This is a genomic window from Sinorhizobium sp. 6-70 (genome assembly GCF_030124375.1).
Lineage (GTDB): Bacteria > Pseudomonadota > Alphaproteobacteria > Rhizobiales > Rhizobiaceae > Sinorhizobium.
In genome coordinates, this window is record NZ_JASKLS010000016.1 from 19,295 (window position 1) to 44,747 (window position 25,453).

The following is a 25,453-nucleotide window of genomic DNA, read 5'->3' on the forward strand; positions in this document are numbered from 1 at the left end:
AACATTCTTGCCCATCCCCTTCCCTTCGTCGGCTTCGCCCAGGCACGAATGTTGTCGCCGGAAGGCCTCTGCCGGGCCTATGACAACGATGGCGCCGGCTATGTGCGCGCCGAAGGCGGCGTCGTCTTCATCCTGCGCCGCTCGGATCGGGCGCGCCGCGAACGCGACCGCAGCTACGCCAGGATCGTGGCAACCGGAGTCAACTCCGCCGGCCGGACCAATGGCATTTCGCTTCCTTCGCGCGAGGCGCAGGCCAATCTGCTCAGGGCCATCTACGAGGGCAACGGCATCGATGCCAACCAGGTCGCCTTCGTCGAGGGCCACGGTACCGGAACAAAGGTAGGCGACCCGGCGGAAGTATGGTCCATCGGCACCGTCATTGGCGCCAAACGCAGGGCGCCGGTGCCGATCGGCTCCATCAAGTCCAATATCGGGCACACCGAGCCGGCCTCCGGTCTGTTCGGCATGATGAAAGCCATCCTGGCGCTTGAGCACAACTACCTGCCAGCGTCACTGCACTTCGACACGCCGAACGAACACATCGATTTCGACGGACTGAACGTTCGCGTCACCGCCAACCCGATCGAGCTGCTCAAAGGCAAGCGTGCACGGCTTGCCGGCATCAACTCGTTCGGCTTCGGCGGCGCCAACGCGCACGTGGTCATCAGCGACCCGGAGACGGTACAGGAAGAGAAAGCCGCGCTTTCGTCGGCCGGTCACGTGTTCATGGCAAGCGCCCACACGGCGTCCAGCCTCGAGACCCTGCTGAAGGAGTACAAGGCGAGCTTTGCGAATGCCTCGAAGGAAGAGACGCGCGCGATGATCGCTGCCTCCGGCGCCAACCGCACCCATATGCGCCATCGCTTCGCAGCGCGCAGCGATCACGCCGAAGATATCGTGCGTGCGATCGCCAGCCATCTGGACAAGCCCGGCTCCGACATCGGCGAAGTGGGCGAAGCCCCGGTGAAGGATGCAAAAGTCGCGTTCGTCTTCTCGGGCAACGGCTCTCAATGGGCCGGCATGGGCGTCGAAGCCTTCCGCGAGAATCTGCACTTCCGCCAGTCCTTCACATCCGTCAGCGCTCTCTTCAAGTTCCATTCCGACATCGTCCTGACCGACCTGCTGACGGATCCGGAACTCGACAGGAAGCTCTCGGACACGAAGATCGCGCAGCCACTACTGTTCGCCGTTCAGGCTGCTCTCTCAGATTCTCTGGTCGCGATGGGCATCAAGCCGGCTGCGGTCTTCGGCCACTCGGTCGGCGAAATCGCCGCCGCCTATGCGGCCGGCGCACTGTCGCTCGTCGATGCCGTGTCGATCGTTGCCAAGCGGTCGCTGCATCAGGATCTCCTGGCAGGCCAGGGAACAATGGCGGCGGCGATGCTCGGCGAGGAAGCCGCCCAGGCTTTCGCGCAGGCCCGCGGTCTCAACGAGCTCTGCGTCGCAGCCGTCAACGCGCACAATTCGGTCACGATGTCGGGTCCGGCGCACGAAATCTCCGCTTTCCGCGACGCCGCGCGCAAAGCCAAGATCCCGGTCCAGATCCTCGATATCAACTACCCGTTCCACCATCCGGTGATCGACCAGGCAAAGCAGGCCTTCCTTTCAGACATTCCGGACATTGCCCCGCGGCGGACGGAGCTGACCTATCTCTCGACCGTAACCGGCGCAGCACTTGAGGGAACTGAGCTCGATCCGGACTATTGGTGGAAAAACGTCCGCGAACCGGTCCGCTTCCAGGCCGCCGCGGAGGCGGCGCTCGAACTCGGCTGCCGGCTTTTCATCGAAATTTCCCCGCGCCCGATCCTGGCATCCTATGTCAAGGAAACGATCAAGCAGGCGGCCTTCCCGGCGGCGGTCGTGCCGACGTTGCTTCGGGACGTCGGCCAGAGCGGTCACGATCCGATTTCGGCATCGATGGCGCGTGCCGTCGCGCACGGTGCTGCGGTCGACCGGCCACGCGTCTACGGCAAGCGCAACGCTTTCGTCGAATTGCCGGCCCTGCCCTTCGAACCGGTCGAATTGCGGCCTGCGGCCACGACCGATTCCACCGACCTCTTCGGCCGTTCCGCGCGGCCTTATCGCCTGACGGGCTGGCGCAGCGATCCGAACAGCGGAAGCTGGAAGAACCACGTCGACGCGCATCTCTTCCCGGATCTGGCGGAGCATGTCGTCGACGGCAAAGCTATTTTGCCGGGTAGCGGCTTCATCGAAGTGGCGGTTTCCGCCGCACAGCAGTATTACGGCAGTGACGAGGTGGAGATCACCAATCTGGAGATCGTTCGCCCGCTGGAGCTCAATGACAGCCGCATCATGGAGCTGTCGACGATCCTGTCGCCGGAGACGGGCGACATCGAGATCCGCTCGCGCGAGCGCCTCTCGGAGGACGACTGGACGGTGCATGCCGTCGCGCGAAGCCGCAAGCCCGTGCCCGGAAAGAACAATGCCTCTCCGTCCTTCGCCAAAATGGCGAAAACGGCGAGCGTCGATCCTTCGAAAGCCTACGATACGGCGAAGCAATTCGGGCTCGATTACGGTCCGAGGTTCCAGTTACTTTCAAAGGCCGTCGCGTACGGCGACCGGATCATCGACGTCGAGCTGAAGGCACCGAATGCGGCGGGACACCCGCTCGTCAGCTATTCGCTTCACCCAATCTCCGTCGATGCCACCTTCCATGGCCTCGTTGCGCTCTTCGACCGCTTTACCGGTGACAAGGGCGGCGCACCTTATATTCCTGTGCGCTTCGGTTCCGTGCATGTCGTCAACGCCGGGCGGCCGATCGCCCGTGCCACCATCGAGATCGAGCGTGTCAGCGCCAATTCGATCAAGGCGAGGTTCCATTTCTTCGACAAATCGGGCGAAGCGATTGCGCATTTCGACGATTGTCGTTTCCGCCGCACCTATTTGCGCAAGCACAAGACGCTGGATGGGCTTTCCTTCCACTACGAGACCGTGCTCTCCGAGACGACGCTGCCCGGCGCCAAGCCGGCCGCACTCATGCCCTCCTTGCTGACGGCGCCCGGCGGTGGCAACGACGGCGTGGACAACGCGACCTTGCTGTTCAATGCTGCGATCTACCGCGCCTGCCAGGAAATCGCGCTGAAACTTGCAAGGGGAGGCGCCACAATCCGCGGCGATGCCCTGCCCGGCGACTTCGCCTTCCAATGTTTCCTGACAAGCTGCCTCTACGTATTGGAGGACGCGGGACTGAGCGAACATCAAAACGGCGTCTGGACGGTTGCGCGGGAGTTCAGCCTTCCGGCCGTGGCCGAAATCCTCGGCGAACTCTACGGCGAGCGTCCCGATCGTGCTGTCGAAGCCGTGCTTATCAACAATGCCTACGCCGAAGCCTTAAGCCGGCTCGACGCGCTCTTCGCTGCGGGGCCGGATGGCGACCACTCTCCGTCCTTCCCGGGCTTCATCAGCGACGCAACGCTCGACCATCAGGCTGTGCATTCCGTCGCGAGCCGGCAGCGCATGGAGCGGGTGCTCGGCGCGGCGGAATGGGCACTGACTGCGCAAAACTCCGGCGTCCCCTTGCGCATTGTCGAATTCGGAAGCGTTTCGACGGGTTTCACGCGGCGCCTCGCTGACCTGGCGGCTCGTCATGGCGCGAGCCTGATCGTCGCCGAACCGCGCGACAACGCGCAGCGCAACCTTGAGATTGCATTCGAGAACGATGCGCATGTGCGCATTCTCAAGAAAAGCGAATTCGCGGCGATCGCGCCCTTCGACCTCGCTGTCAGCGCCTCGGACAATCTTTACCAGCTGATCGAGGATGAAGTCGCGCTACGCACTGCATTGCGCTCGATGCTGCGCGAAGGCGGCGCCCTTGCTGCAGCTGTCAGTGCGCCCTCGATCTTCGGCGACTTCGCTCTCGGATTGTCCGACGGCTGGTTTGCCCGCAGTCAGACGGCAGAGTTCCCAATCGGCAACCTTGCTGCCGTACCGCATTGGCAGAAATGTCTTTCGGATCTCGGACTGCGCGACATCAACGTCGCGGACCATGAGTGCGCACACGGCAACATCGTCCTGCTCGAGGCCCGCGGCGCGACTGCGGCGACAACATCCGGCGAGCCAGTGCAGGCGAACGAAGCCGTTGCCGGCCCCTATCTGGTCATCCAGGTGGAAAGTTCGGCCCGCGACACCGCGTCGATGCCTGGCCATGCCGTACCAGTCTCGCTCGTGGGCGACATGGCCGCGGACGTTGCAGCACTGCGGACCGCACTCGGTACATTGGGCCAGAATCCAGTTCGCGCGGTACTCGTTTCGCCCGCGACGGGTCATGCGAGCAACACCGATTCCGCCTCGCTGCAGACTTATGTGCTTGCGCTTAGCGCCTTCGCCGAAGCATTGAGGCAGCATCTCGCAGACGCTGACGCGTCAGTCGACGACCGCCCTCGCCTGGTGCTCGTTGCTCCGGGCGGCGCACCGGTTACTTCAGGCGCAAGTGGTGTTGCGCTCAGTGGGGTGAATTCCGGCCTCTGGGCGTTCGCTCGCGTTCTTCAGAACGAATACGAATTCCTCGATGTCCATTCGCTCGACCTTGGCGGTCACGACGAGGCGAGCCTGGAGGCTGGCATCGCGTCGGCATTGCCGCTGTTGACCGTATCCGGTTCAAATCGTGAATGGCTGCTGGACAGGGGCACTGGGTTGCTCTCGGAAATCCGCGCCGTTCCCGGCCCCGCCGCCCGAACGGAAGGCAAGACAAGCTCCTTCACGGCGGCGACCATCCGCCAGCGCGTGAGCTCGCAGGTTGCGAGCATCGCCTGGGAGGAAGCTGATGTACCACGGGCCGCAAGGGGCGAGGTCGTGGTCGCCGTTGCGGCAACGGGCCTGAACTTCCGCGACGTCATGTGGGCGATGGGCCTTCTTCCCGAGGAAGCGCTCGAAGACGGCTTTGCCGGCGCGACGATCGGCATGGAGCTTTCGGGCCATGTGGTGGCGGTCGGCGAAGGGGTCGACGACCTTGCCGTCGGCGATGCGGTCATGGCGATCGCATCTTCGGCATTCTCGACGCACGCGGTCGTTTCCCGCGCCGGCGTTGCAAAACTGCCGCGAACCATCAGCCCCGTCGCAGCCGCCACTGTGCCCGTCGCTTTCCTCACGGCCTATTACGCGATGGTCGAGCTCGGCCGCATCCAGGCCGGAGAGACGATCCTCATCCATGGCGCTGCCGGCGGCGTCGGCCTTGCCGCGCTCCAGGTCGCCAAACTCAAGGGCGCCAAGGTCATAGCGACGGCTGGAACGCGCGAAAAACGGCGCTTCCTGGCGATGCTCGGTGCCGATCATGTATTCGATTCGCGCTCGCTCGGCTTCGTCAACGACGTGCGCGTCGTCACCGGCGGAGAGGGCGTCGACCTCGTGCTCAACTCGCTGTTCGCCGAGGCGATGGAACAAAGCCTCGCGCTCGTGAAGCCTTTCGGCCGGTTCCTGGAACTCGGCAAGCGCGACTATTACGCCGACAGCAAGATCGGATTGCGGCCGTTCCGGCGCAATGTCAGCTATTTCGGCATCGATGCGGACCAGCTTCTGGTCAATGCGCCTGCGCTCACCAAACGCATCTTCATGGAAATCGGGGTGCTTTTCGAGGAAGGCAAGCTGACGCCGCTCCCTTACCGCGCCTTCGATTTCGACGAAATCGGCAACGCCTTCCGCCTGATGCAGAATGCCGGGCACATCGGCAAGATCGTCGTCCTGCCGCCGGTCGCCGGCACGCACGAGATCGCCGTGAAGCCGCATAAGGGCGTCAAAGTGGATCCGGACGGCGTTCATCTCGTCGTCGGCGGCATTGGCGGTTTCGGTCTAGCGGCCGCCAACTGGCTGGTCGAGAAGGGTGCACGCAGGATCGCGCTGTGCTCGCGCCGCGGTCAGGCGGACGCCGAGACGAGCGCGACGCTCGCGCGCTGGCAGAAGACGGGCGTGTCTGCCTCGCTCCATGCCTGCGATATCACCGACACTGACGCGGTCGACGGGCTTCTTGCGACGCTTCGTGCCGAGGCGCCGCTGCGTTCCGTCGTCCATGCGGCGATGGTGCTGGACGACGCCCTGATCAGCAATCTCAACCGTGAGCGTAACCGGCCGGTGATCGACACGAAGGCCAAGGGCGCAGCGATCCTCGACCGGCTGACGCGCGACGACCAGCTCGACAACTTTATCCTGTTCTCCTCGGCAACGACTCTGGTCGGCAACCCGGGACAGGCCAACTATGTCGCAGCCAACGGCTATCTCGAAGGCCTTGCCCGCGCCCGCCGCGCGGGGGGCCTGGCGGGTCTCGCCGTCGGCTTCGGCGCAATCGCCGACGCCGGTTATCTCGCGCAGAACACCGACGTGAACGATCTTCTTGCCAAGCGCATCGGCAAGACCGCCTTGAAGGCCCAGGTGGCACTCGACCTGGTCGAAAGCCACATCGCCTCGGATCCCGGCACCGTCGATGCGGCGGTCGTGATGATTTCGGAGATCGACTGGACGGCCGCGCGGAACCTGCCAGTCGCCCGCAACGCGCTCTTCGAGGTGATCCTGCGCAGCGCGGATCAGCATTCTTCCGGTTCCGAGGGAACCAAGATGGACCTCGTCGCGATGATCGAGGGGAAGTCGCCTCAGGAAGCCGAAGACATCCTGTTCGACCTGGTGGCAGGCGAAATCGCCGCAATCCTTCGCGTGTCGAAAGATACGGTGACCCGTGGCAAGATCCTGAAGGAAATTGGCCTGGACAGCCTGATGGCGGTGGAACTCGGCATGAGTTTCCAGCAGAACACTGGCTTCGATATGCCTTTGAGCGGCGTCGCCGACAATACGACCGTGGGCGATGTTGCGCGCAAGCTCTATGAAAAGGTAAGCAAGCGGGACCAGGGCGACGATGGCGAGGCGGCCGATGACCGGCTTGTGAGCGAACTCGCACAGCGCCACGCCGGGGCGGACAGGGAAAAAGCACTGAGCCAATGAGCAACGACGGAAACGGCCAGACCTTCTCCAAGATGAACAGCAGCCTCAAGGAGAACCTTCTGGACAGGATGAGGAACACGCACCAATCGTCCGAGCGCAACCGGATGGCGCGCTCGGAACGGGAGTTGCCGGCACCTCCCCGTCGCCGCCAGGCGCGCTTCGAGGATCTTCCTGAATACAAGCAGGTGCTCACTCAAAAATTCGCGAGCGAGCAGCTGGGTATCGCCAATCCCTTCTATCGGGCACACCAGACGGCGGCCGGGGCGACGACCGTGATCGACGGTCGCACGATGATCAACTTCGCCTCTTACGATTACCTCGGGCTGAACCGCCACGCCCACGTGCTCGACAGAGCGCGCGACACGATCGGGAACTTCGGGATTTCCGCCTCCGCAAGCAGGCTCGTTGCCGGGGAGCGGCCGGTGCATGTCGAGCTCGAGGAAAAGATCGCGCGGTTCTATGGCGTCGACGCGGCGGTCTGTTTCGTCAGCGGTTATCTCACCAATGTTGCCGCCATCAGCTGCCTGATGGGACCCAAGGACCTCGTGATCCATGACGAGTTCATCCACAACAGCGCGCTTGCCGGCATCAAGCTTTCCGGCGCCACGCGCCGTCTCTTCAAGCACAACGACGCGACCGATCTGGAGCATGTGCTGCGGACGGTTGCCGGCGAATACCGGCACATCATGGTCATCGTCGAAGGCATCTATTCGATGGACGGCGATGTCGCGAACCTTCCCGCGCTGTTGAAGCTCAAGGCCGAATATGGCTTCTGGCTGATGGTCGACGAGGCCCATTCTCTCGGCGTTCTCGGGCGGCAGGGCAAGGGCCTCGCCGAACACTTCGGCGTCGATCCCCACGAGATCGACATCTGGATGGGAACGCTGTCGAAAACGACGTCGAGTTGCGGTGGCTATATTGCCGGCAGCGAAGCATTGGCGGCAGTGCTCAAGGCATCGGCCGGCGGCTTCGTCTACAGCGTCGGCCTGGCACCGGTGCTCGGCGCATCGGCGGTCGCCAGCCTCGATATCCTCGAACGCGAACCGGAACGCACCGCGGCGCTCAGGCGCAACGGCGGCCTGTTCCTAAAGCTTGCCAAGGAGGCCGGCCTCGATACCGGCTTGAGCGGCGGCTTTTCGGTTGTTCCCGTCATCGTCGGCGATTCGCTCCGCGCGGTACAGCTTTCCAACGATCTGCTCGCGGCGGGAGTCAATGTGCTGCCGATCATCCATCCGGCTGTACCGGAAGGATTGGCGCGGCTGCGCTTCTTCATCACCAGCGATCACACCGAGGAGCAGATCCGCCGTACCGTCGCGCTTACCGCGGAACGGCTCAAAGATCTGACTGAACGGAATTTCGGGCTCGGTGGCGTCGATATCGAACAGATGTTGAAGGCGCTCTCGGCGCGGTAGGATCATTTCTTACGCAAACCTCTGCCCTTACAGCGCCGTGCGTCCTTCAGGACGCACAAAGGACGCTGTAAGTCTTTGAACCTACGCATCGTGCTTTCCGAAAAGCGATTCCGATTTTCGGGCCAATGCGCTAAGCCGCAGGCGGAACCTCAGCATGACCCATGTGATCATCACCGGTGGCTCGAGCGGCATAGGCCTGGCACTTGCATCCATCTACGCGGGCCGCGGCGCACGGCTTTCTCTCATCGCACGTTCAGGCGACCTTCTGGAACAGGCCAGGCAGAAGCTCCTCACGGAGCATGGTGCAAAGGCCGAAGATGTCCAGGTGGAGGCAGCCGACGTTGCCCGGGAGGAAGAAATCGAAACGGCCATTCGACGCTGCATCGAGACCTTCGGCCCGTGCGACATCCTCGTGACCTCGGCCGGCATCGTCGAACCGGCGCCTTTCGAGGAACAGCAAAGCGCAGCCTTCCGCCGACAGATGGAGACGAATTTTTCGGGCACCGTGCACGCGGTCCGCGCCGTCTATGGGGACATGAGGCGGAGGCGTGAGGGCAGGATCATGATGATCTCCTCGGGGGCCGGTCTCATCGGTATCTATGGCTATTCCGCCTATTGCGCGTCGAAGTTCGCGCTGCACGGTTTTGCCCAGGCGCTGCGCAGCGAGGCGCGAAGGCACGATGTGCGGATATCGGTGAGCTTCCCGCCGGATACAGAAACCCCGCAGTTCGAGCGTGAGCTCTCCCTGCGCCCGCGCGAGGCGAATGCGGTGATGGGAACTGTCCGGGCATGGCCGGCGGACGCCGTCGCCCGCAGGATCGCCGCGGGCATCGACAGGGGGCGCTTCGAGGTTTATTTCGGCGCGACCCTGTTCCTGCTCGGCCGCTTCGGACCGGCGGTCAGACCGCTCATCAACTGGTGGTTCGATCGGGCGATCGCACGCGGCAGTGGACGGTGACGGCCGATGTCCCCAGCGCGCTTGTGCCGATCGGAGATAGGATTTAAGTGTCAGACGATTGCCGTGCCGCCTGCTGCATGATGCCATAAATCGGAATCGATTTAAGGACAAAATCATGCAGCACTTTAAAGCGCTGCAGCTAGCGCGTCCGATTGGACGCGCGGCGCTGTAGGGGGGACGCGGCGCGACCGAATGGCCTGAAGGTAACCGTTTGCCGCAGCTTTCCTTTCATCTCCATGATTATCCGGCGGCGCTGACCCTCTTTTGCTATCTGCTGTCCTGCGCCGTGATTTTTTTCACGGATCGCTTCGCTCTGCCGGCGCGCGAGCGCAGGAAGAACAGGCCCCCCTATGGGCCCAATCAGGACAGAATCGACATCCTTGCGCGCCTGCCGGTCATAGCGCTCGTCTTTGCCGGGTTTTTCGCGATTTCCTGGCGGCCGCTCTATGCCGCTGCTGGCGCGATGAGCTTCTTCATCATCTTCACCGGCATCTCGCGCGCGAAGTTCAAGTTCATCCGCGAGCCGCTGGTATTCTCGGACATCGCCCTCGTCGCGGACGTCTTCAAGTACAAGACGATCTTCTACGCGACTTCGCTGAATATCCTGTTCTGGATCGTCGCGTTCCTTTACGTGTTCGGCGTCTCCGCCCTCTACATGTACTTCGAGCCGAGCATCTTGCCCCAGCGAGGCAAGTTGTTCTGGATTCTGCTGATGATCTTCGCGGCCAGCGCGCCTTGGGGCCTTTTGTTCTACGGGCCGGTGAACCGGCCGACGGCGGCGCTTGTGCAGAAGCTCGTAAAGGCCGTCAACGTCAAGATGAATACGGTGCGCTTCGGGACGTTTGCTTCCGTCGTCTTCCATTTCATCATTTGGCTGGGCGTGAAACGCGAAAAAATCGTCGCCGAGCTTTCTGAGCGGCTTCGCGCCGTCGTGCTGGATCTGATCGGACACGAGGAAGCCCCGTTGATCGTCGTGTGGCAATCGGAATCCTTCATCGACATGCGCCACTTCGGCGTCGACACGATCAAACTGCCGACGATCGACCGGCTGCGCAAGCAGGCGATACAATGGGGCCGCCTCAGCAATGTGTTCGAGGGCGGCTATACCTTGCGTACTGAGTTCGCCGTGCTGAGCGGACTGGTGCCGGACGACCTCCATGTCGATGCGAGTTATCCTTATCTGCGCGCCGCGCACTATGCCGACGTCGTCTGGCCGGGAAAATTGAAGCGGGCCGGCTGGCATACACACTTCATCCACCCCTACGACCGCACCTTCTTTCTCCGCCACAAGGCAATGCCGCAGCTTGGCTTCGAGAAGCTCACCATGTTGGACGCCTTCGACCACAAGCCCGAGCGCGACGGACTCTATGTCTCAGACGCGACGCTGACAGAAAGAGTGATCGCCGAAGTCGAGAAGCTGCCCGAAGACGAAAGCGGCTTTTTCTTCGTCGCGTCCATGGCCAATCACGGCCCGTGGGAGCCCGGCCGAGTGGGCACGCTGGCGAATCCGGTCGATATCTACATGGCGATCCTGCAGCAGTCGGATGCCGCCCTCAAGCAGCTGGTCAACCGTCTCAACAAGCTCGAGCGTCCCGTCTGGCTCGTCTTCTACGGCGACCATGCGCCTCTCCTGAAATCCTTCGCGGACCCGTTCCCGGATCCCCGCACGGACTATTTCATCGTGCCGCTCGCCAAGGCCCGCCCGGCCCAATTCAGTGCGAAAGCACCCCAGGACGAGGACCCGTGGAACCTGATACGGTCGCTGCTCAGACATGCGAACCTGCAAAAGGATGCGCTGCAATAGCGGTGGCGACTGGCAATGACAGCGGACACGACGATCAATCGCTCGACACCACGGACATTCCTGTTTCTGCAGGGCCCCTCGTCGCCGATCTTTGCCAAGATCGCTGCCCGGCTCGAGGCGTTGGGCCACACCTGTCTGCGCATCAATCTCAACGTCGGCGACCAGATCTTCTGGCGACGCCGCGGCGCTTTCAACTATCGCGGCTCCATGTCGGCGTGGCCGACCTATTTTGAGGCCTTTATCCATCGCCACCCCATCAGCGACCTCGTGCTGCTTGGCGAAGAGCGCCCCTACCATCAGGCTGCGATTGCCGCTGCCCGCCAGGCAGGCGTAGCTGTCTTCATCGTGGAGATGGGCTATTTGCGCCCCGACTGGCTGACACTGGAACGGGGCGGCATGTCGTCCAACTCGCATTTTCCATCCGAACCGGACCAGATCTTGCGCGCCGCAGCCGGTTTGCCGGAACCGGACTGGCGGCGGCGTTACGAGCAGTCCTTCTTCGCCGAAGCAGCCTGCGATTTGCTCTACAATCTTCCGAACGTCTTCCTTTGGTTTCTTTTTCCGGGCTATCGTCGACACGGGATCTTTCATCCCCTGGCGGAATATGCGGGGTGGCTCTTGCGCCTCAGCACGCGGGGGCGGGAGCAACGTGCAGCTGGTGCCCTCATCCGCTCTCTAGCCGCGGAGGGCAGCGATTATTTCGTCTATCCGCTGCAGTTGGAGACCGACTATCAACTGCGTGCGCACTCGCCTTTCAACAGCCAGAAACAGGCGATCCGCGCAATCCTTGCCTCCTTCGCGCGCCACGCACCCGCGCGCAGCAAACTTGCGATCAAGACCCATCCCCTCGACAACGGCCTCATCCGCTGGCGCAAGATCGTTGCCGAAGAAGCGGGCAAATCTGGAATTGGAGACCGCACCGTCTATCTTGACGGCGGCAATCTGGACGCTTTGGTGCAGGGGAGCGCTGGCGTCGTTACGGTAAACTCGACCGCCGGCCTGCACGCGTTGAAACAGGGCAAGCCCGTGAAAGTGCTCGGCAGTGCCGTTTTCGACATTGCGGGGCTTACCGATCAGCAGCCGCTCGACGCGTTCTGGTTAGCGCCGCAGACGCCTGATCCGGACTTGAGTGCAGCTTTGTTCAGATTGATGGCCGTGGCCATCCAGGTCCGTGGCAATTTCTATTCAAGCGCAGGCACGAGCGCCGGCGCAAACGCGATCGCGGAGCGTCTGCATCAGGGCGTCGTCAACGAGCCCGGGGCTTTCGTAGACCCTCCGCCCCGGCGAAAGCCGGAAAAAGGCGCTCCCTTTGTCGCACTTGGCGGCCGCTGACGTCTTCGGCCGTCGAAGGCGATCACGCCACGCCGGCGCGCAAAAGATCGTGAATGTGCAAGATGCCGGCCGGGAGGCCGGCGTCGTCGACCAGGAAAAGCACGGTCACCTTGTGTTCCTGCATGAACTCCATGGCGGCGCTGGCAAGCACGTCGCCTTTGATGACCCTCGGATTGCGCGACATCACGTCCTCGACCGGCTGAAGCAGCAGATTGCCGGCCATGTGGCGACGCAGGTCGCCGTCGGTAATGACGCCGATCAGCGCGCCGCCTTCGTCGACGATGCCGACGACGCCAAATCCCTTCGATGACATCTCGATGACCGCTTCGCTCATCGGACGACCGACCGACAGCAGCGGCACCTGTTCCGCCACATGCGCCAGTTCATGCACCAGGCGCAGCTGCGCGCCGAGCTTGCCGCCGGGGTGGAATGTCTTGAAATCTTCAGCCGAGAAACCGCGACGCTCCAGGAGCGCGATCGCCAAGGCATCTCCGACCGCAAGCTGCAGCATGGCGGATGTCGTTGGAGCAAGCCCGTGCGGGCAGGCTTCCGGCACCTTCGGCAGCACCAGGGCAACATCGGAGTTGCGGGCAAGGATGCTGTCGCGATTGGCGCAGATGGAGACAACCGGCACCTTGAAGCGCTTGGCGTAGGTGAGCATGTTGCCAAGCTCGGCCGTCTCGCCCGACCAGGAGAGCAGGATCAGGACGTCCTGCGACGTGACCATGCCGAGGTCGCCATGGCTCGCCTCGGTCGGATGGACGAAATAGGCGGACGTGCCGGTGGACGCCATGGTCGCCGCGATCTTGCGGCCGATATGCCCGCTCTTGCCGACGCCTGACACGACGACCCGGCCCTCGCTGTCGCCGATCAATTCGACCGCATCGACGAGGCTGCGCGCAAAGACTTCATCCGTCGCCAGGTGATCGGCGAGAGCCTTGATGCCATTGGTTGCGGTCGTCAGCGTCCTGCCGATCGAATCCAGCATGGCGGAACGGGATTGCCCATCCGCTTTTACTTGTCTCAAGCCCATCGTTGACCCTAGTTTCCGCGACGAAATTGTCCGAACGCCTGCCGTTTCAGCAGCAGCCGAAGCATATAGGAGGCTGATAAGCGCTTTTTCTTGGCAAACCAAGTCTATTTGCGCCTGTTTGCACTGAAACCGGTCGTGATCGACCGTCAGCCCGCACGTTTTTCCTCGATAACCTCGTGCGGCAGGTCGCCATCACCCGCAAATTCCGCAAGCGTCATCGAGTCGAGAATGGAGGCCATCGCGTCACGGACCGTCGTCATCGATATCCGCACACGACAGGTCTCGGGATCGCTGCAGTCTTCGCAGACCTCATAGGCCGTGCGGCTGGCGCAGCGGATCGGTGCGAGGGGACCGTCAAGCGTGCGTATGACGTGGCCGATACGAATCTCCGACGCCGGGCGAGAAAGCGAATAGCCGCCGCCTGGCCCCTTCTTCGAACGCAGCATGCCGGCGTTGCGCAATTCGAGCAGAATCGTGTCGAGGAATTTTTTCGGAATGTTGTTGCGCAGGGCGATTTCATTGATGAAGGCAGTCTCGCCTGGTTCGAGGCGCGCCAGATCGACAAGGGCCTTGAGCCCGTATTTTCCCTTCTTCGTCAGCATTCCGAGAAATTCCCCTCCCGGTCCCAAGACGCGGGACCGTTGGCAACGACACAATCCTGTCTTGGCATAGCACAAGAAGCGCGTCGCCAATACACAATTTTGGTCGACAATTCGGAAGGATGAACTTCAAATTTGATGGATTTATTGCCGCATGGCGGCGGACGCTACAGCGCCGGGCGTCTTATCGGACGCACAAAGGTCGCTGTAGCACTTCAAATTGCTGCATGTTTTCATCCTTAAATCCGCTAGGATTTAAGGAATCATGCAGGAGATCACGCCGCCGCAATGCCAACCTGATGGTTTCGAGCGCCCTGGCCGGCGAGCAGGCGGCGGATCGCCGCGCGCGCTTCATCGGCCGAGCGGAAACGTTGAGCGTCCAAGTCCCAGACGTGATACTTCACGGCCAAAAACTTCAACCGGTCCTCGTCAGGGACAACAACGCCGACGGCTTCGCCGCCATATTCGATAACTTGCTTGCTCATGTAATAACGCTCCTCCACGCCTCGCGGCGCGGATCATTCGATTCTCGGCAAAAGATGAAATTCGGGAAGTTCGGACGGTCACATTCGGCGAAGTGCGCGAAGGTGACGTTTCACTGTTGCACGACAATAGGAACGCGAGCCGCAGAAAGCGGCGGTCGAGACGATTCCGGACATGTCACTCTCCTTTGGCTGTGCCCGGCGCATCGCGCCGCGGCGGTTCATGAACAATGTGAGGCGGACTCTTCCGCATCACGCTTCGCAAACTAGAATAATCTACCAAATTAGTCAATTACAAAAACAAAGAGGAGAAAAATAATTCTCTGCTCTCCCGTTTTGAACCATCATGGCGACAATTCTATTTTCGTGGTCCCCGCTGAGGACTCCAACGCTATCTAGGTAGCGACGAATCAATCTGCAAGGGACGATGGTATAAAGACAGCACTTTCAGACGAAAAAGGGGCAGCCGCCGGCCGCCCCTTTTTGTTTCGTCATTTGTGATCGGATCACGCCGCTGGCGTTCCCGGCTGCTGCGCCGCGGTGCGACCCGCCTCGCGGTCCTTCCACCAGCGGCTCAGGAACAGGAGGATCGGCCCACCGATATAGATCGATGAGGTTGTGGCGACGATGACGCCGAAGATCATCGGCCAGGCAAAGCTGCGTACCGTTTCGCCGCCCCAGATCGCCATCGGCACCAGCGAAAGGGCGGTCGCCATCGAGGTGAAGATGCATCGCGCAATCACCTGGTTGATGCTCATGTCGATGAGATCCGAGAAGGGCATCGACTTGTACTTGCGCAGGTTTTCACGCATGCGGTCGTAGACGACCACCTTGTCGTTCACCGAATAGCCGATCATCGTCAGCAGTGCGGCGATTGCCGTCAGGTTGAAGTCCACGCCGGTAAGCGCGAAGAAGCCCACCGTCTTGGTGATGTCGAGCAAAAGCACCGCGATCGCGCCGACGGCGAAGTGCCATTCGAAGCGGAACCAGATGTAGAGCAGGATCGCCACCATCGCGAGACCGACGGCGAGGAAGCCGGAGCGCTGCAGCTCGCCGCTGACCGTCGGGCCGACCACCTCCGTCCGCTCCAGGGTCGCCCCCGGGACGGCGGTCGTCACCGCATCCTTGACGCGGTTCAGCGCCGCGGTCTGCTCCTGTTCGCCGCCCGGCTGGCGCTGGACGCGGATCAGCACCGACTGACCGTTGCCGAAGTCCTGCAACGCCACTTCGCCGAGATTGAGCGCTTCGAGCCCGTGACGCAGCGTCGGCAGATCGATCTTCTCCTTGGCCGCCGCTTCGACCTGGATACCACCGACGAAATCGATGCCGTAGTTCAGGCCCGGCGTGAAGAACAGGATGACCGAGCTGATCGACAGGAAGGCAGAGAAGCCGATCGCCTGGAAGCGGCGCTTCATGAAGGAGATGGTCGGCAGATGCGGCACGCCGCCGAAGAGCGACGGGATCTCCAGCTTCTTCATCTTGCGACGGACGACGACCTCGCGCATCAGCAAGCGCACGACCGTGATGGACGTGAACATCGAGATGACGATGCCGAGCATCATGGTGACGGCAAAACCGCGAACCGGGCCGCTGCCGAGCCAGAACAGGAGGATCGTGCCGGAGAGCGTTGTGACGTTGGAGTCGAGGATCGTGGCATAGGCCTTGTTGAAGCCGACATCCAGCGCCTTCATCGCGCCGGCGCCCCCTTCCGTCTCTTCGCGGATACGCGCGTTGATGAGGATGTTGGCGTCGACGGCCATGCCGATGCCGAGAATGATGCCGGCGATGCCGGGCAGGGTGAGCGTCGAGCCGATCATGCCGAGAACACCGATCGTCAAGGCCGTATGCAGAACCAGGCCGACATTGGCGATCATGCCCCACGCACCGTAGAGAATAATCATGAGGCCTACGACAAGGCCGAAGCCGGCAAGGCCGGTATAGAGGCCCATGCGGATCGAATCGCTGCCGAGGTTCGGGCCGACCGATCGCTCTTCGATGATCGTCAGCGGTGCCGGCAGAGCCCCAGAGCGCAGCAGCGCCGAAAGAACCGTCGCCGACTCGGCGGTGAAATTACCGCTGATCTGGCCACGGCCGCCGAGGATCGGCTCGTTGATGACCGGTGCGGTCAGCACCTTGCCGTCGAGGACGATTGCGAACGGGCGGCCGACATTTTCACGCGTGATTTCGGCGAACTGGCGGGCGCCAAGCGAATCGAAGGTGAAGTCCACGACCGGCTGGTTCGTGCGCTGGTCGAAGCCGACCTTGGCGTCGTCGAGCCGCTCGCCGGAAATGGCAACGCGGCTTTCGACCGGGTATTTGTTGCCGTCATTGGCGCCGGGAAGGATGTCGACGCCGCGTGGCGGCGGCTGCGTGACGTCCGCGGTCTGATCGAGCATGTGGAAGCTCATCTGCGCCGTGGAGCCCAGGAGTTCGCGAAGACGGGTCGGATCCTGCAGACCAGGCAACTGCACGAGGATGCGGTTCGAGCCGATACGCTGGATCAGCGGCTCGGCGACGCCGACCTGGTCGACGCGGTTGCGGATGATCTCCAGGCTCTGCTCGACCGCCTTGGTCATGCGGTCGGCAAGTCCGGCCTCGGTGATCGCAAGTGTCACCACGTCGGCGTTCGTCGTTACCTCGACCTCAGGCGCCGCGCCGCCGAAGCCGATCGTGCTGACGGGGGTCGCCAGTTCCTGCAGCTTCGGCAGCACTTTGTCCCGATCGGCCGCATCCGCGATGGTGACCGTCACGGCGTTGCCGCTGATGCGCGCCGACGAGGCCGAAACGCGCTCGCCGCGCAGAACCCGGCGGGTATCGTCAAGAAGCGTATTGAGCCGCGCCTTCTGCAGGCCGGCGCCGTCGACCTCGAGAACGAGGTGCGAGCCGCCCCTCAAATCGAGGCCGAGAGTGACCGGCTTGAAGGGCAGGATCGACGTGAATTGCTCTCTCATGCCTTGCGGCAGAACGCTCGGCACCGCCGCGAGGCATCCGAAAATAATGATCGCGACATAGGCGAGGACCGCCCATCTGGATGTACGCATGTGGAAATTCCATGAATGCCTGAACGCGCTCAACCGGCGTCGTCCGGGCCAGGTTTTCATCAAAACTCAGGCGGAACCGGAGATCGCCGGCCCACCAACACTGAAGGATGCTTTATGCCTCAGGTGGAGCGCGAATGCGTTCGCTGAAAAGCGGCGCTCCTGCTACGACGTCCGCTCGCGGCAACGATGGCGGCCGAGCGTTTTCAACGGCTGGCAAGTTGACGAAATCGAAGGGAAGAACCGGTGGGAGATCGCCTCCGGTTGTCGATTTTCCATCCGCTCGCTCGCCGACGAAACGGAGATCGGGCAAGGTAACGGCCCTGGAACCCTGCCGCACCGTCGGACGATCGGAGGAGCCGGTGTCCGGCACAGCGACATTGCCGGCCGGCGCGCCAGCGGTGCGGCTCGAAACACTCTGCCCGACGGCAATGACCTGCATGGCAAAGGAGGCACAGAACAGCCACAGCACGGCAAGAAGCCGGCTGGCCTGCATGCTCTTGCTGCCACCACCCAAGAGGTCCATAGAGGACACTATCCCTTTTTCTCGACCGGCCCTTGACCGGGACACCGGCGAGACGAAATTCAACCCGACTGCTACAGCCTAGCGAAAGAACATGGCCGGATTCGAGCGTGCGGCCTCTTAACACCATTCCGGGGCGGAAAAGTCAAATCCGGCTCAGTTCATTGCTCTGTCAGGCGGTAACGCCGACGGTCTTTGCCTCATGGATTTCAATCAGCGAAGGTCCGGATCGTGCGGCGGCCACAGTGAGCGCGCGCGACAGGTCGCGGACATCGGCCAGCCGTTCCGCCGGAACGCCATAGGCTCCGGCAGTCATCAGAAAGTCCGGAGCGGAGGGCTTCACACCTTCCGGGGTGATACCGGAATCGACCATGTAGGACTCGATTTCCTGGTACCCGTCATTGTTCCAGACGAGAAAGATCACCCTGGCCGCGGCATCGACGGCCGAACCGATCTCGGCCAGCGAGAATTGAAAGCCGCCATCGCCGACGAGGCAGACGACAGGTTTGCCGCGATCCGCCACGGCCGCGCCGACCGCCGCCGGCGGCGCATAACCCAGCGCCCCGTAACCGGTCGCGGAATTGAACCAACTCCGTTGTCGGGGCGCATCGCAATAGAGGTTTCCGGCGTAGACAGCTTGCGTGGAGTCCCCGACGATCGCGCAATCCGGAAGCGCCCCGTAGATCATGTCGATGATGGCGCCTTCCGCACGCATCTTGGCCGACAACTCCTTCAGCGCCGCCTTGCGGGCCATTTCCGCACGCTCTGCGCCGTCCTTTGCAGCCACATGGCCGGGCAGAAAGCCCAGGATCCCCGCCGTCGCCATCTTAGCGCCCGACAGGATCGAAAGCGCTGCCTGCGGCCCGCGGGCGAGTTGCGCGGCATCGATGTCGGTGCGGATGAGATTGCGCAGTTCCGGAAAGCCGCCATCGGCATAAAGATCGTAGTCCGTTTGGCCCATCTCCGTGCCGAGCGCCAAGACAAGATCCGCGGCCCGCAGCAGGGCGCGCACTGCCTTCAAGCTCGGGCTCGCCGGCACCCTCAGGGGATGGCCCGCAAGCATGCCGCGCGCGTTGACGGTCGTCACCACCGGCGCACCGATCAGCTCGGCGAGCTGCCGCACTTCCGCTTCCGCGGTCAGCGCACCGCCCCCGCATATGATCACCGGCTGGGCGGCCTCGCTGCAGAGGATCGCCGCTTTCTGCAAGGTTTCGCTGTCAGACCGTGGACGAGTCGCCGCGGCTGGTCTCGCCGGCTTGCTCTCGATCCGCAGAGCCATCACGTCGGTCGGAATCTCGATGTGCACCGGCCCGGGCCGCCCGGAAAACAGGACCGCAAAGGCCCGGTCCACCACAAGCGGCAAATCGGTGGGGTTGAGCAGCGTTTGGGAATAAAGCGCCAGCGTCTTCATCATCCCGTGCTGGTCGGGCAATTCGTGCAGCAGGCCACGGCCATGGCCGAGCGAATCGCGACGGTTGACGCCGGAAATGACCAGCATCGGGATCGAATCCTGGCGAGCCTGCGCCATTGCGGTGATGGTATTGGTAAGACCCGGGCCGGTGATGACGAGCGCAACACCTGGTTTGCCGCTGACGCGCGCATATCCGTCAGCCATGAAGCCCGCGCCTTGCTCATGCCTCGGCGTGACATGGCGGATCTTAGACGAGGCAAGACCGCGATAGAGTTCGACCGTGTGCACGCCGGGAATACCGAACACGACTTCGACACCGTTTGCCTCGAGGAGATCGACAAGGACCTCGCCTACGGTTTTCATTCCAGCAGTCATGCTCGGCGCTCCCTGCGGGCGGTCAGGCGCTCCGCCAGGGAGCCGATACGCCGGCATGCTTCGTCGATATCGCAATCGGGAACGGTGAGGCTCACGCGCAGGAAATTCTGCGCTTCCTCGCCGAAGGAGGAACCCGGCATCACCGCCACGCCTTCCTCTTCGAGAAGCGCCCAGGCGAAGGCCTCGCCGGAAAGGCCGGTGCCGGAGACGTCGATCAGCGTGAACATGCCCGCTTCCGGCGGCAGGACAAAGACGCCCGGCGCACCGGCAAGGCCATCAACGATGCGCCCCGCGCGCCGTTTGTAGGCTTCGCGCATCCTCTTCGCCGTGTCGATCTCGTGCGTCAGCGCGTAAGCGGTCATGTCGGCGATGAAGGGCTGCACGCCGAAAAGCATGGTTTCGGAGATCGGCAGGAGACGATTCGTGAATTCGGCAGGACCCACCGCCCAGCCGCTGCGAAAGCCGGGCGCAGCGTGCGACTTGGAAATCGATGAGACGACGACGGTGCGCTCGGCGAGATCAGGGTTGTCGAAAGGCGATGCGAACGCGGCATCGAAGACCAGTTCCTCATAGACTTCGTCGCAGACGATCCAGAGGTCGTGGCGACGGGCGACTTCGCCGATGGCGGCAATCTCGGCGGCGGTCAGCACCGCACCGGTCGGATTGTGCGGCGTATTGAGGAGCAGCACACGGCATTCCGGTGTGATCGCCTTTTCCAGATCCTCCGCCCGCATGTGAAAACCGAATTCGGGTTTCAGCGGAACGAGGACATGACGGGCACCGGTGGAGCGGATGACGCCTTCATAGGTGGCATAGAGCGGATCGCCGACGAGCACGGCGTCGCCGGCCTCGACGAGGCCTAGCATGACGGCAAAGAGCGCCGTCTGCGTGCCCGGAAAGCATAGGACGTTGTCAGCAGTCACGTCGGCGCGGCGCCGCCGGTATTTTTCCGCAAGAGCAGCGACGGCGGCGGGTTCGCCGCGCCCGTTCGAGTAGCGGTACCGCCCGGCATTCATGGCACGCTGGCACTCTTCAAGCAGGGAGCGGTCCGGCGGCAGGTCCGGCTCACCGATCGTCAGCTCGATGATATCGGCCCCTTCTGCCTTCAGTTGGCGCGCGCGGATGTGCAGCGTCCATTTACCGGAACCGAGATCAGCAAGACGTGAGGTGATCGACGCGTAGCGCAAATGTTGCTCCCTTGTTGGTTCTTTGTTTTTTATGTCGTCGTTATCCCAAAAACCGCTGCACAGTTTTGGGCGACACGCATCAGTTTTCGATTGGCAAGCCGAGCACGGCCTCGACCGACGCCATGGCAATGCTGACCAGTTCGCCGTCGCGAAAGAGGTCGCCGGCAAGGCAGCCTTCGACCCAGAGCCCGTCCACAAGGCCGTTGATCGCAATCGCATAGCGGCGGCACTCTTCCTCGCTTGCGGACCGGCCCTTGGCGGCAAGGAATTCGCTCAGCAGTTCCTGCAGCGTGTTGCGGAAGGCGAGATAGCCTTCGCGGTGGATCTCGGCGAGAACCGGATCCACCCGCACCTGGCTGATGAAGGCCGCCCAAAGCGAGACGCTGCGGCTGTCGGCAACCGGTTCGGTGAAGTTGACCGCAATGAATTCCCTTAGCCGCGTCGCAGGATCGCCTTCGACGTTCTGCGCCTTCTCGGTGAGAGACGCGATGACGGCGCGATACGCCTCCGCGACCATCTGGTCCTTGGAATCGAAATAGTGGCGGACCAGCCCCGCGGTCACGCCGGCGCGGATCGCGATCTGCCGGACGGTCGCGCCTTTCAAGCCGAATTCCGCGATGCAATCAAGCGTCGCCTCGATCAGCTCCTGGCGCCGCTCGCCCTCGGGAGCGCGGTGAAATGTGCGGCGATTCACTGCAACCTCCGGCACGCAGGGCGGCGCAACCAGATCGTCAGTGTTAGCGAACCGGATGGGCTCATGCGTTGCTCCTGCGGTGATACTCATTCAGACAACGCGGCCAAAAAAACCGCGATGAAATTATTATACGCTTGAATAATATCGGCACAAGTGCAACATTCCCCCCAATGAAACAGCGTGACAAGCCGAAGATGCTGCACGAGAGAACGACCAGGGGAACTGTTTTCATGCTTTCAAGGAAAGCTCTTCGAGCCACGGGACTGGCGCGTCGATGACGGGTGCGGCCCAGGCAATCGCGGTCACTGACCTGCACAAGCGTTTCGGGCCATTGGAAGTGCTGAAAGGTGTGTCGCTCACGGCCCGACAGGGCGACGTGATCGCGATCATCGGCGGTAGCGGCTCGGGCAAGTCCACCCTTCTTCGCTGTATCAACATGCTGGAATTGCCGTCGGCCGGACGCGTCAGCGTTCACGGCGAGGAAATCCGCATGAAGTCCGACGGTCATGGCGGGCTGATGCCCGCCGATCACAAGCAAGTGCAGCGAATTCGCACCCAACTCGGCATGGTCTTCCAGAGCTTCAATCTCTGGCAGCACATGACCATTCTTCAAAATGTCATCGAGGTGCCGGTGCATGTGCTCGGCAAATCCAAGGCCGAGGCGATCGAGACGGCCGAAACACTGCTGCGCCGGGTCGGCCTTTACGAGAAACGCGATGCCTATCCGGCCTTCCTTTCCGGCGGCCAGCAGCAACGCGCGGCGATCGCCCGGGCGCTGGCGATCCAGCCGCTGATGATGCTCTTCGACGAACCGACCTCGGCTCTCGATCCGGAGCTTGTCGGGGAAGTGCTCTCCGTCATCGGCGATCTCGCGCGCGAAAAGCGCACGATGATCCTCGTCACGCATGAGATGAAGTTTGCCCGCGACGTCGCCAATCACATCGTCTTCCTGCACAACGGCGTCATCGAAGAACAGGGGTCGCCCGAGGCGATCTTCGGTGCGCCGCGATCCGAGAGGCTCAAGAAGTTCATCAGCTCCATTCACTGAATTCCGCAATGCTCAACAACCAAAAAAGGGAACAGCATGAAGAAGACATTGAGACTCCTGGCGGTCGCGGCCGCATTGTCGATCACCGGCGCCGTCGCCGCGCAGGCGGAAGCGGTCAAGGTCGGCTTTGCCGCCGAGCCTTACCCGCCCTTCACCTCCCCTGACGCCAACGGCAATTGGGAAGGCTGGGAAGTCGAGTTCATGAAGGCGATCTGCGCCGAGGCGAAACTCGACTGCGTGATCACGCCCGTCGCCTGGGACGGCATCATTCCGGCGCTGACTTCAAAGAAGATCGACATGATCATCGGTTCGATGTCGATCACGGAAGAGCGCCTGAAGACGATCGACTTTTCCGACAAGTATTACAACACGCCGACCGGCGTCATCGGCACCAAGGGCGATGACATCAAGCCGACGCCGGAAGGCCTTTCCGGCAAGACGATCGGCGTGCAGGTTTCGACCGTGCACCAGGCCTATGCGACCGCCCACTTCGCCCCGGCCGGCGTGGAGGTCAAGGAATACCAGACGCAGGACGAGGCGAATCAAGACCTGGCCGCCGGCCGCGTCGACGCCGTGCAGGCGGATGCGATCGCGCTCGATGCCTTCCTGAAGAGCGACCAGGGCAAGGAATGCTGCGACTACAAGGGTGATGTCGCCCAGGATCTCGCCATCCTCGGCCCAGGTGTCGGCGTCGGCCTGCGCAAGGGCGAAACCGAGCTCAAGGACAAGATCAACGCGGCGATCAAGGCGATCCGCGAGAACGGCACTTACGACACGTTCTCGAAGAAGTATTTCGACTTCGACATCTATGGCGGCTAAGCGCCACGGCTGGCCGTCCTGCAGCGCCGTGCGTCTTGTCAGACGCGCAAACGACGCTGTAGCACCTTGAGTTGCTGCATCTCCCCGGTTCGGTTCCGAGCTGGGGAATATGCAGAAAGGAGCATGAAGTCGCCATGGCTGCGGATTCCATCATCAACTGGAGCCTGCTCTCGCTGTCGGCGCCCGGCTGGGGCGGCGTATTGCTGCAAGGCTTTCTCCATTCGATCCAGATCGCAGTCGGCGGTTACGCGCTCGGTCTCCTGCTCGGCGTCGGCGGCGCCTTCGGCAAGCTCTATGGCGGGCCGGTCACGCGCGATCTTCTCGAATGCTACACCACCATCGTCCGGGCCGTGCCCGAACTCGTCCTCATCCTCCTCCTCTATTATGCCGGCACTGACCTCTTGAACCAGCTTCTCGGCGCCGTCGGCTTCGGGGCTGTCGACATCAGCGGCCTGATGGCCGGTATCTTCGTCATTGGTGTCGTCCAGGGCGCCTATTCGACGGAAGTGTTGCGCGGCGCGATCAAGGCCGTGCCCGCTGGGCAGATCGAGGCGGCGCGCGCCTACGGCATGTCGCCCGGCAAGGTCCTGCGGCGTGTCACCCTCCCCGCCATGCTGCCCTATGCCATCCCAGGCCTTGCCAATCTCTGGCTGATCGCCACCAAGGATACCGCCCTGCTTGCCGTCGTCGGCTTCAGCGAGCTGACGCTGGTAACCCGCCAGGCGGCCGGCGCAACCAAGGCCTATCTGCTTTTCTTCTGCGCGGCCGGCGCGCTCTATCTTGCGCTGACGCTCGTTTCCAACGTCTTCATCGGCGCATTGGAAAGGCATGCCAGGCGCGGTTTCGTGGAGCAGCGATGACCAACGAAACGACCCACGCTCTCGACCACGCTGATTTTGGATTGAATCAATCCAAAATCAGCGTGGTCGATTCTAAAGAGATAGAGCGGGATGCGGGCGGAAAACCGCTTCACACTTTTCCTCATCCCGCTCTGGCCCTCACCCCGGAGGACCTGCGGAAAGGCGAGAACTTCCTCAAGCCTCACCGTATTGTTCTCATCCTCGCCGCCGCCGCGCTGATCGTCGCCGTCGCCGTCCTCATGCGCTGGGACTGGCTGCCGCGCTACCTGCCTCGGCTCGGCTGGGGCATCCTTGTCAGCATCGCGATGCTGTTCAGCACATCGATCCTCGGTTTCCTCTTTGCTGTGCCGCTGGGCTTGGTCCAGGTCACCGGGCCCTGGTATCTCAAAGCCCTTGCCAAGATCTTCTGCACGGTCATTCGCGGGACGCCGCTACTGCTGCAGTTGTGGCTGCTCTATTACGGCCTCGGCTCGCTGTTTCCGCAATTTCCGGCAATTCGCCACTCGTTTCTCTGGCCGTATCTGCGCGAAGCCTGGCCTTATGGCGTTGCGGCGCTCACTATTTCCTTCGCCGCCTACGAGGGCGAAGTGATGCGCGGCGCCTTTGCCGGCGTGCCGGCGGGCGAGCTGGAGGCGGCACGGGCCTATGGCATGAGCCGCTGGACAATGTTCCGGCGGATCTGGCTGCCGCGTGCGATTCACCGCGCGCTCCCGACACTCAACGGCGAGACCGTGTTGCAGCTCAAGTCGACGCCGCTGGTTGCGACGATCACCGTCGTCGATGTCTATGCGGTCATTTCGAAGGTGCGGCAGGAAACCTATCTCACCTACGAACCGCTGCTGCTGCTTGCTCTGATCTACCTGTGCCTTACGGGCATTCTGGTGGTCGCTTTCCGCTATTTCGAAAACCGCATACCGACCCGTGGTGCCTGAC

General features: G+C 62.5%; 17 protein-coding genes. 9 read left to right on the top strand and 8 right to left on the bottom strand.

The window, feature by feature from the left end; translation table 11 throughout:
* From QN222_RS24875 to QN222_RS24895, 5 genes are all read left to right on the top strand, one after another.
* The coding region (locus QN222_RS24875; protein ID WP_283961902.1) for a type I polyketide synthase at positions 1-6,945 on the top strand (6,945 nt) is incomplete at its 5' end.
* Complete coding sequence (locus QN222_RS24880) at positions 6,942-8,357, top strand: aminotransferase class I/II-fold pyridoxal phosphate-dependent enzyme (RefSeq protein ID WP_283961903.1); 1,416 nt, start codon at positions 6,942-6,944, stop codon at positions 8,355-8,357. The genes QN222_RS24875 and QN222_RS24880, both read left to right, overlap by 4 nt.
* A 154-nt stretch (positions 8,358-8,511) precedes the next feature.
* Positions 8,512-9,315, top strand: a complete 804-nt coding sequence (locus QN222_RS24885) for an SDR family oxidoreductase (RefSeq protein WP_283961904.1) — start codon at positions 8,512-8,514, stop codon at positions 9,313-9,315.
* A 211-nt stretch (positions 9,316-9,526) separates the two neighbouring features.
* On the top strand, positions 9,527-11,119 hold the full coding sequence (locus QN222_RS24890; protein WP_283961905.1) for an LTA synthase family protein: 1,593 nt from the start codon (positions 9,527-9,529) through the stop codon (positions 11,117-11,119).
* 15 nt (positions 11,120-11,134) lie between these two features.
* Positions 11,135-12,451 carry a capsule biosynthesis protein gene (locus QN222_RS24895; protein ID WP_283961906.1) on the top strand — a complete coding sequence of 439 codons (1,317 nt, stop codon included), beginning with the start codon at positions 11,135-11,137 and terminating at the stop codon, positions 12,449-12,451.
* Between the two features lie 22 nt (positions 12,452-12,473).
* On the opposite strand, the gene QN222_RS24900 is transcribed toward QN222_RS24895, so the two are convergent.
* The 8 genes from QN222_RS24900 to QN222_RS24935 all read right to left on the bottom strand — a co-directional run bounded on the left by QN222_RS24900 (position 12,474) and on the right by QN222_RS24935 (position 21,793).
* The gene (locus QN222_RS24900) at positions 12,474-13,484 is read right to left on the bottom strand and encodes a KpsF/GutQ family sugar-phosphate isomerase (protein ID WP_283961907.1); all 1,011 of its coding nucleotides are present in this window, start codon (positions 13,482-13,484) and stop codon (positions 12,474-12,476) included.
* Positions 13,485-13,630: 146 nt separating this feature from the next.
* Positions 13,631-14,086 carry an Rrf2 family transcriptional regulator gene (locus tag QN222_RS24905; protein ID WP_283961908.1) on the bottom strand — a complete coding sequence of 152 codons (456 nt, stop codon included), beginning with the start codon at positions 14,084-14,086 and terminating at the stop codon, positions 13,631-13,633.
* A 272-nt stretch (positions 14,087-14,358) separates the two neighbouring features.
* Positions 14,359-14,568, bottom strand: coding sequence for a hypothetical protein (locus QN222_RS24910; protein WP_283961909.1), 210 nt, complete (start codon positions 14,566-14,568; stop codon positions 14,359-14,361).
* A gap of 503 nt (positions 14,569-15,071) precedes the next feature.
* Positions 15,072-17,606: a protein translocase subunit SecD gene (gene secD / locus QN222_RS24915; RefSeq protein ID WP_283961910.1), complete on the bottom strand. Its 2,535-nt coding sequence runs from the start codon at positions 17,604-17,606 to the stop codon at positions 15,072-15,074.
* Between the two features lie 112 nt (positions 17,607-17,718).
* A complete protein-coding gene (locus QN222_RS24920; RefSeq protein ID WP_283961911.1) occupies positions 17,719-18,129 on the bottom strand; it encodes a hypothetical protein in 411 nt (136 codons plus the stop codon).
* Between the two features lie 169 nt (positions 18,130-18,298).
* The gene (locus QN222_RS24925) at positions 18,299-19,912 is read right to left on the bottom strand and encodes a 5-guanidino-2-oxopentanoate decarboxylase (RefSeq protein ID WP_283961912.1); all 1,614 of its coding nucleotides are present in this window, start codon (positions 19,910-19,912) and stop codon (positions 18,299-18,301) included.
* Entirely contained in the window at positions 19,909-21,099 is a 1,191-nt protein-coding gene (locus tag QN222_RS24930; RefSeq protein ID WP_283961913.1) for a pyridoxal phosphate-dependent aminotransferase, read from the bottom strand. The genes QN222_RS24925 and QN222_RS24930 overlap by 4 nt, the downstream gene beginning before the upstream one ends.
* A gap of 79 nt (positions 21,100-21,178) precedes the next feature.
* The gene (locus QN222_RS24935; protein ID WP_283961914.1) at positions 21,179-21,793 is read right to left on the bottom strand and encodes a TetR family transcriptional regulator C-terminal domain-containing protein; all 615 of its coding nucleotides are present in this window, start codon (positions 21,791-21,793) and stop codon (positions 21,179-21,181) included.
* 274 nt (positions 21,794-22,067) lie between these two features.
* Between QN222_RS24935 and QN222_RS24940 the strand changes: the two genes are divergently transcribed.
* The 4 genes from QN222_RS24940 (at position 22,068) to QN222_RS24955 (ending at position 25,452) form a co-directional block, all read left to right on the top strand.
* A complete protein-coding gene (locus tag QN222_RS24940; RefSeq protein WP_283961915.1) occupies positions 22,068-22,841 on the top strand; it encodes an ABC transporter ATP-binding protein in 774 nt (257 codons plus the stop codon).
* Between the two features lie 36 nt (positions 22,842-22,877).
* Positions 22,878-23,660 (top strand): transporter substrate-binding domain-containing protein, encoded by a 783-nt coding sequence (locus QN222_RS24945; RefSeq protein ID WP_283961916.1) that lies wholly within the window; start codon positions 22,878-22,880, stop codon positions 23,658-23,660.
* 134 nt (positions 23,661-23,794) lie between these two features.
* Positions 23,795-24,520, top strand: coding sequence for an ABC transporter permease (locus tag QN222_RS24950; protein WP_283961917.1), 726 nt, complete (start codon positions 23,795-23,797; stop codon positions 24,518-24,520).
* Positions 24,517-25,452 carry an ABC transporter permease gene (locus QN222_RS24955; RefSeq protein ID WP_283961918.1) on the top strand — a complete coding sequence of 312 codons (936 nt, stop codon included), beginning with the start codon at positions 24,517-24,519 and terminating at the stop codon, positions 25,450-25,452. The genes QN222_RS24950 and QN222_RS24955 overlap by 4 nt, the downstream gene beginning before the upstream one ends.
* The last annotated feature ends 1 nt before the right edge of the window (position 25,453 follow it).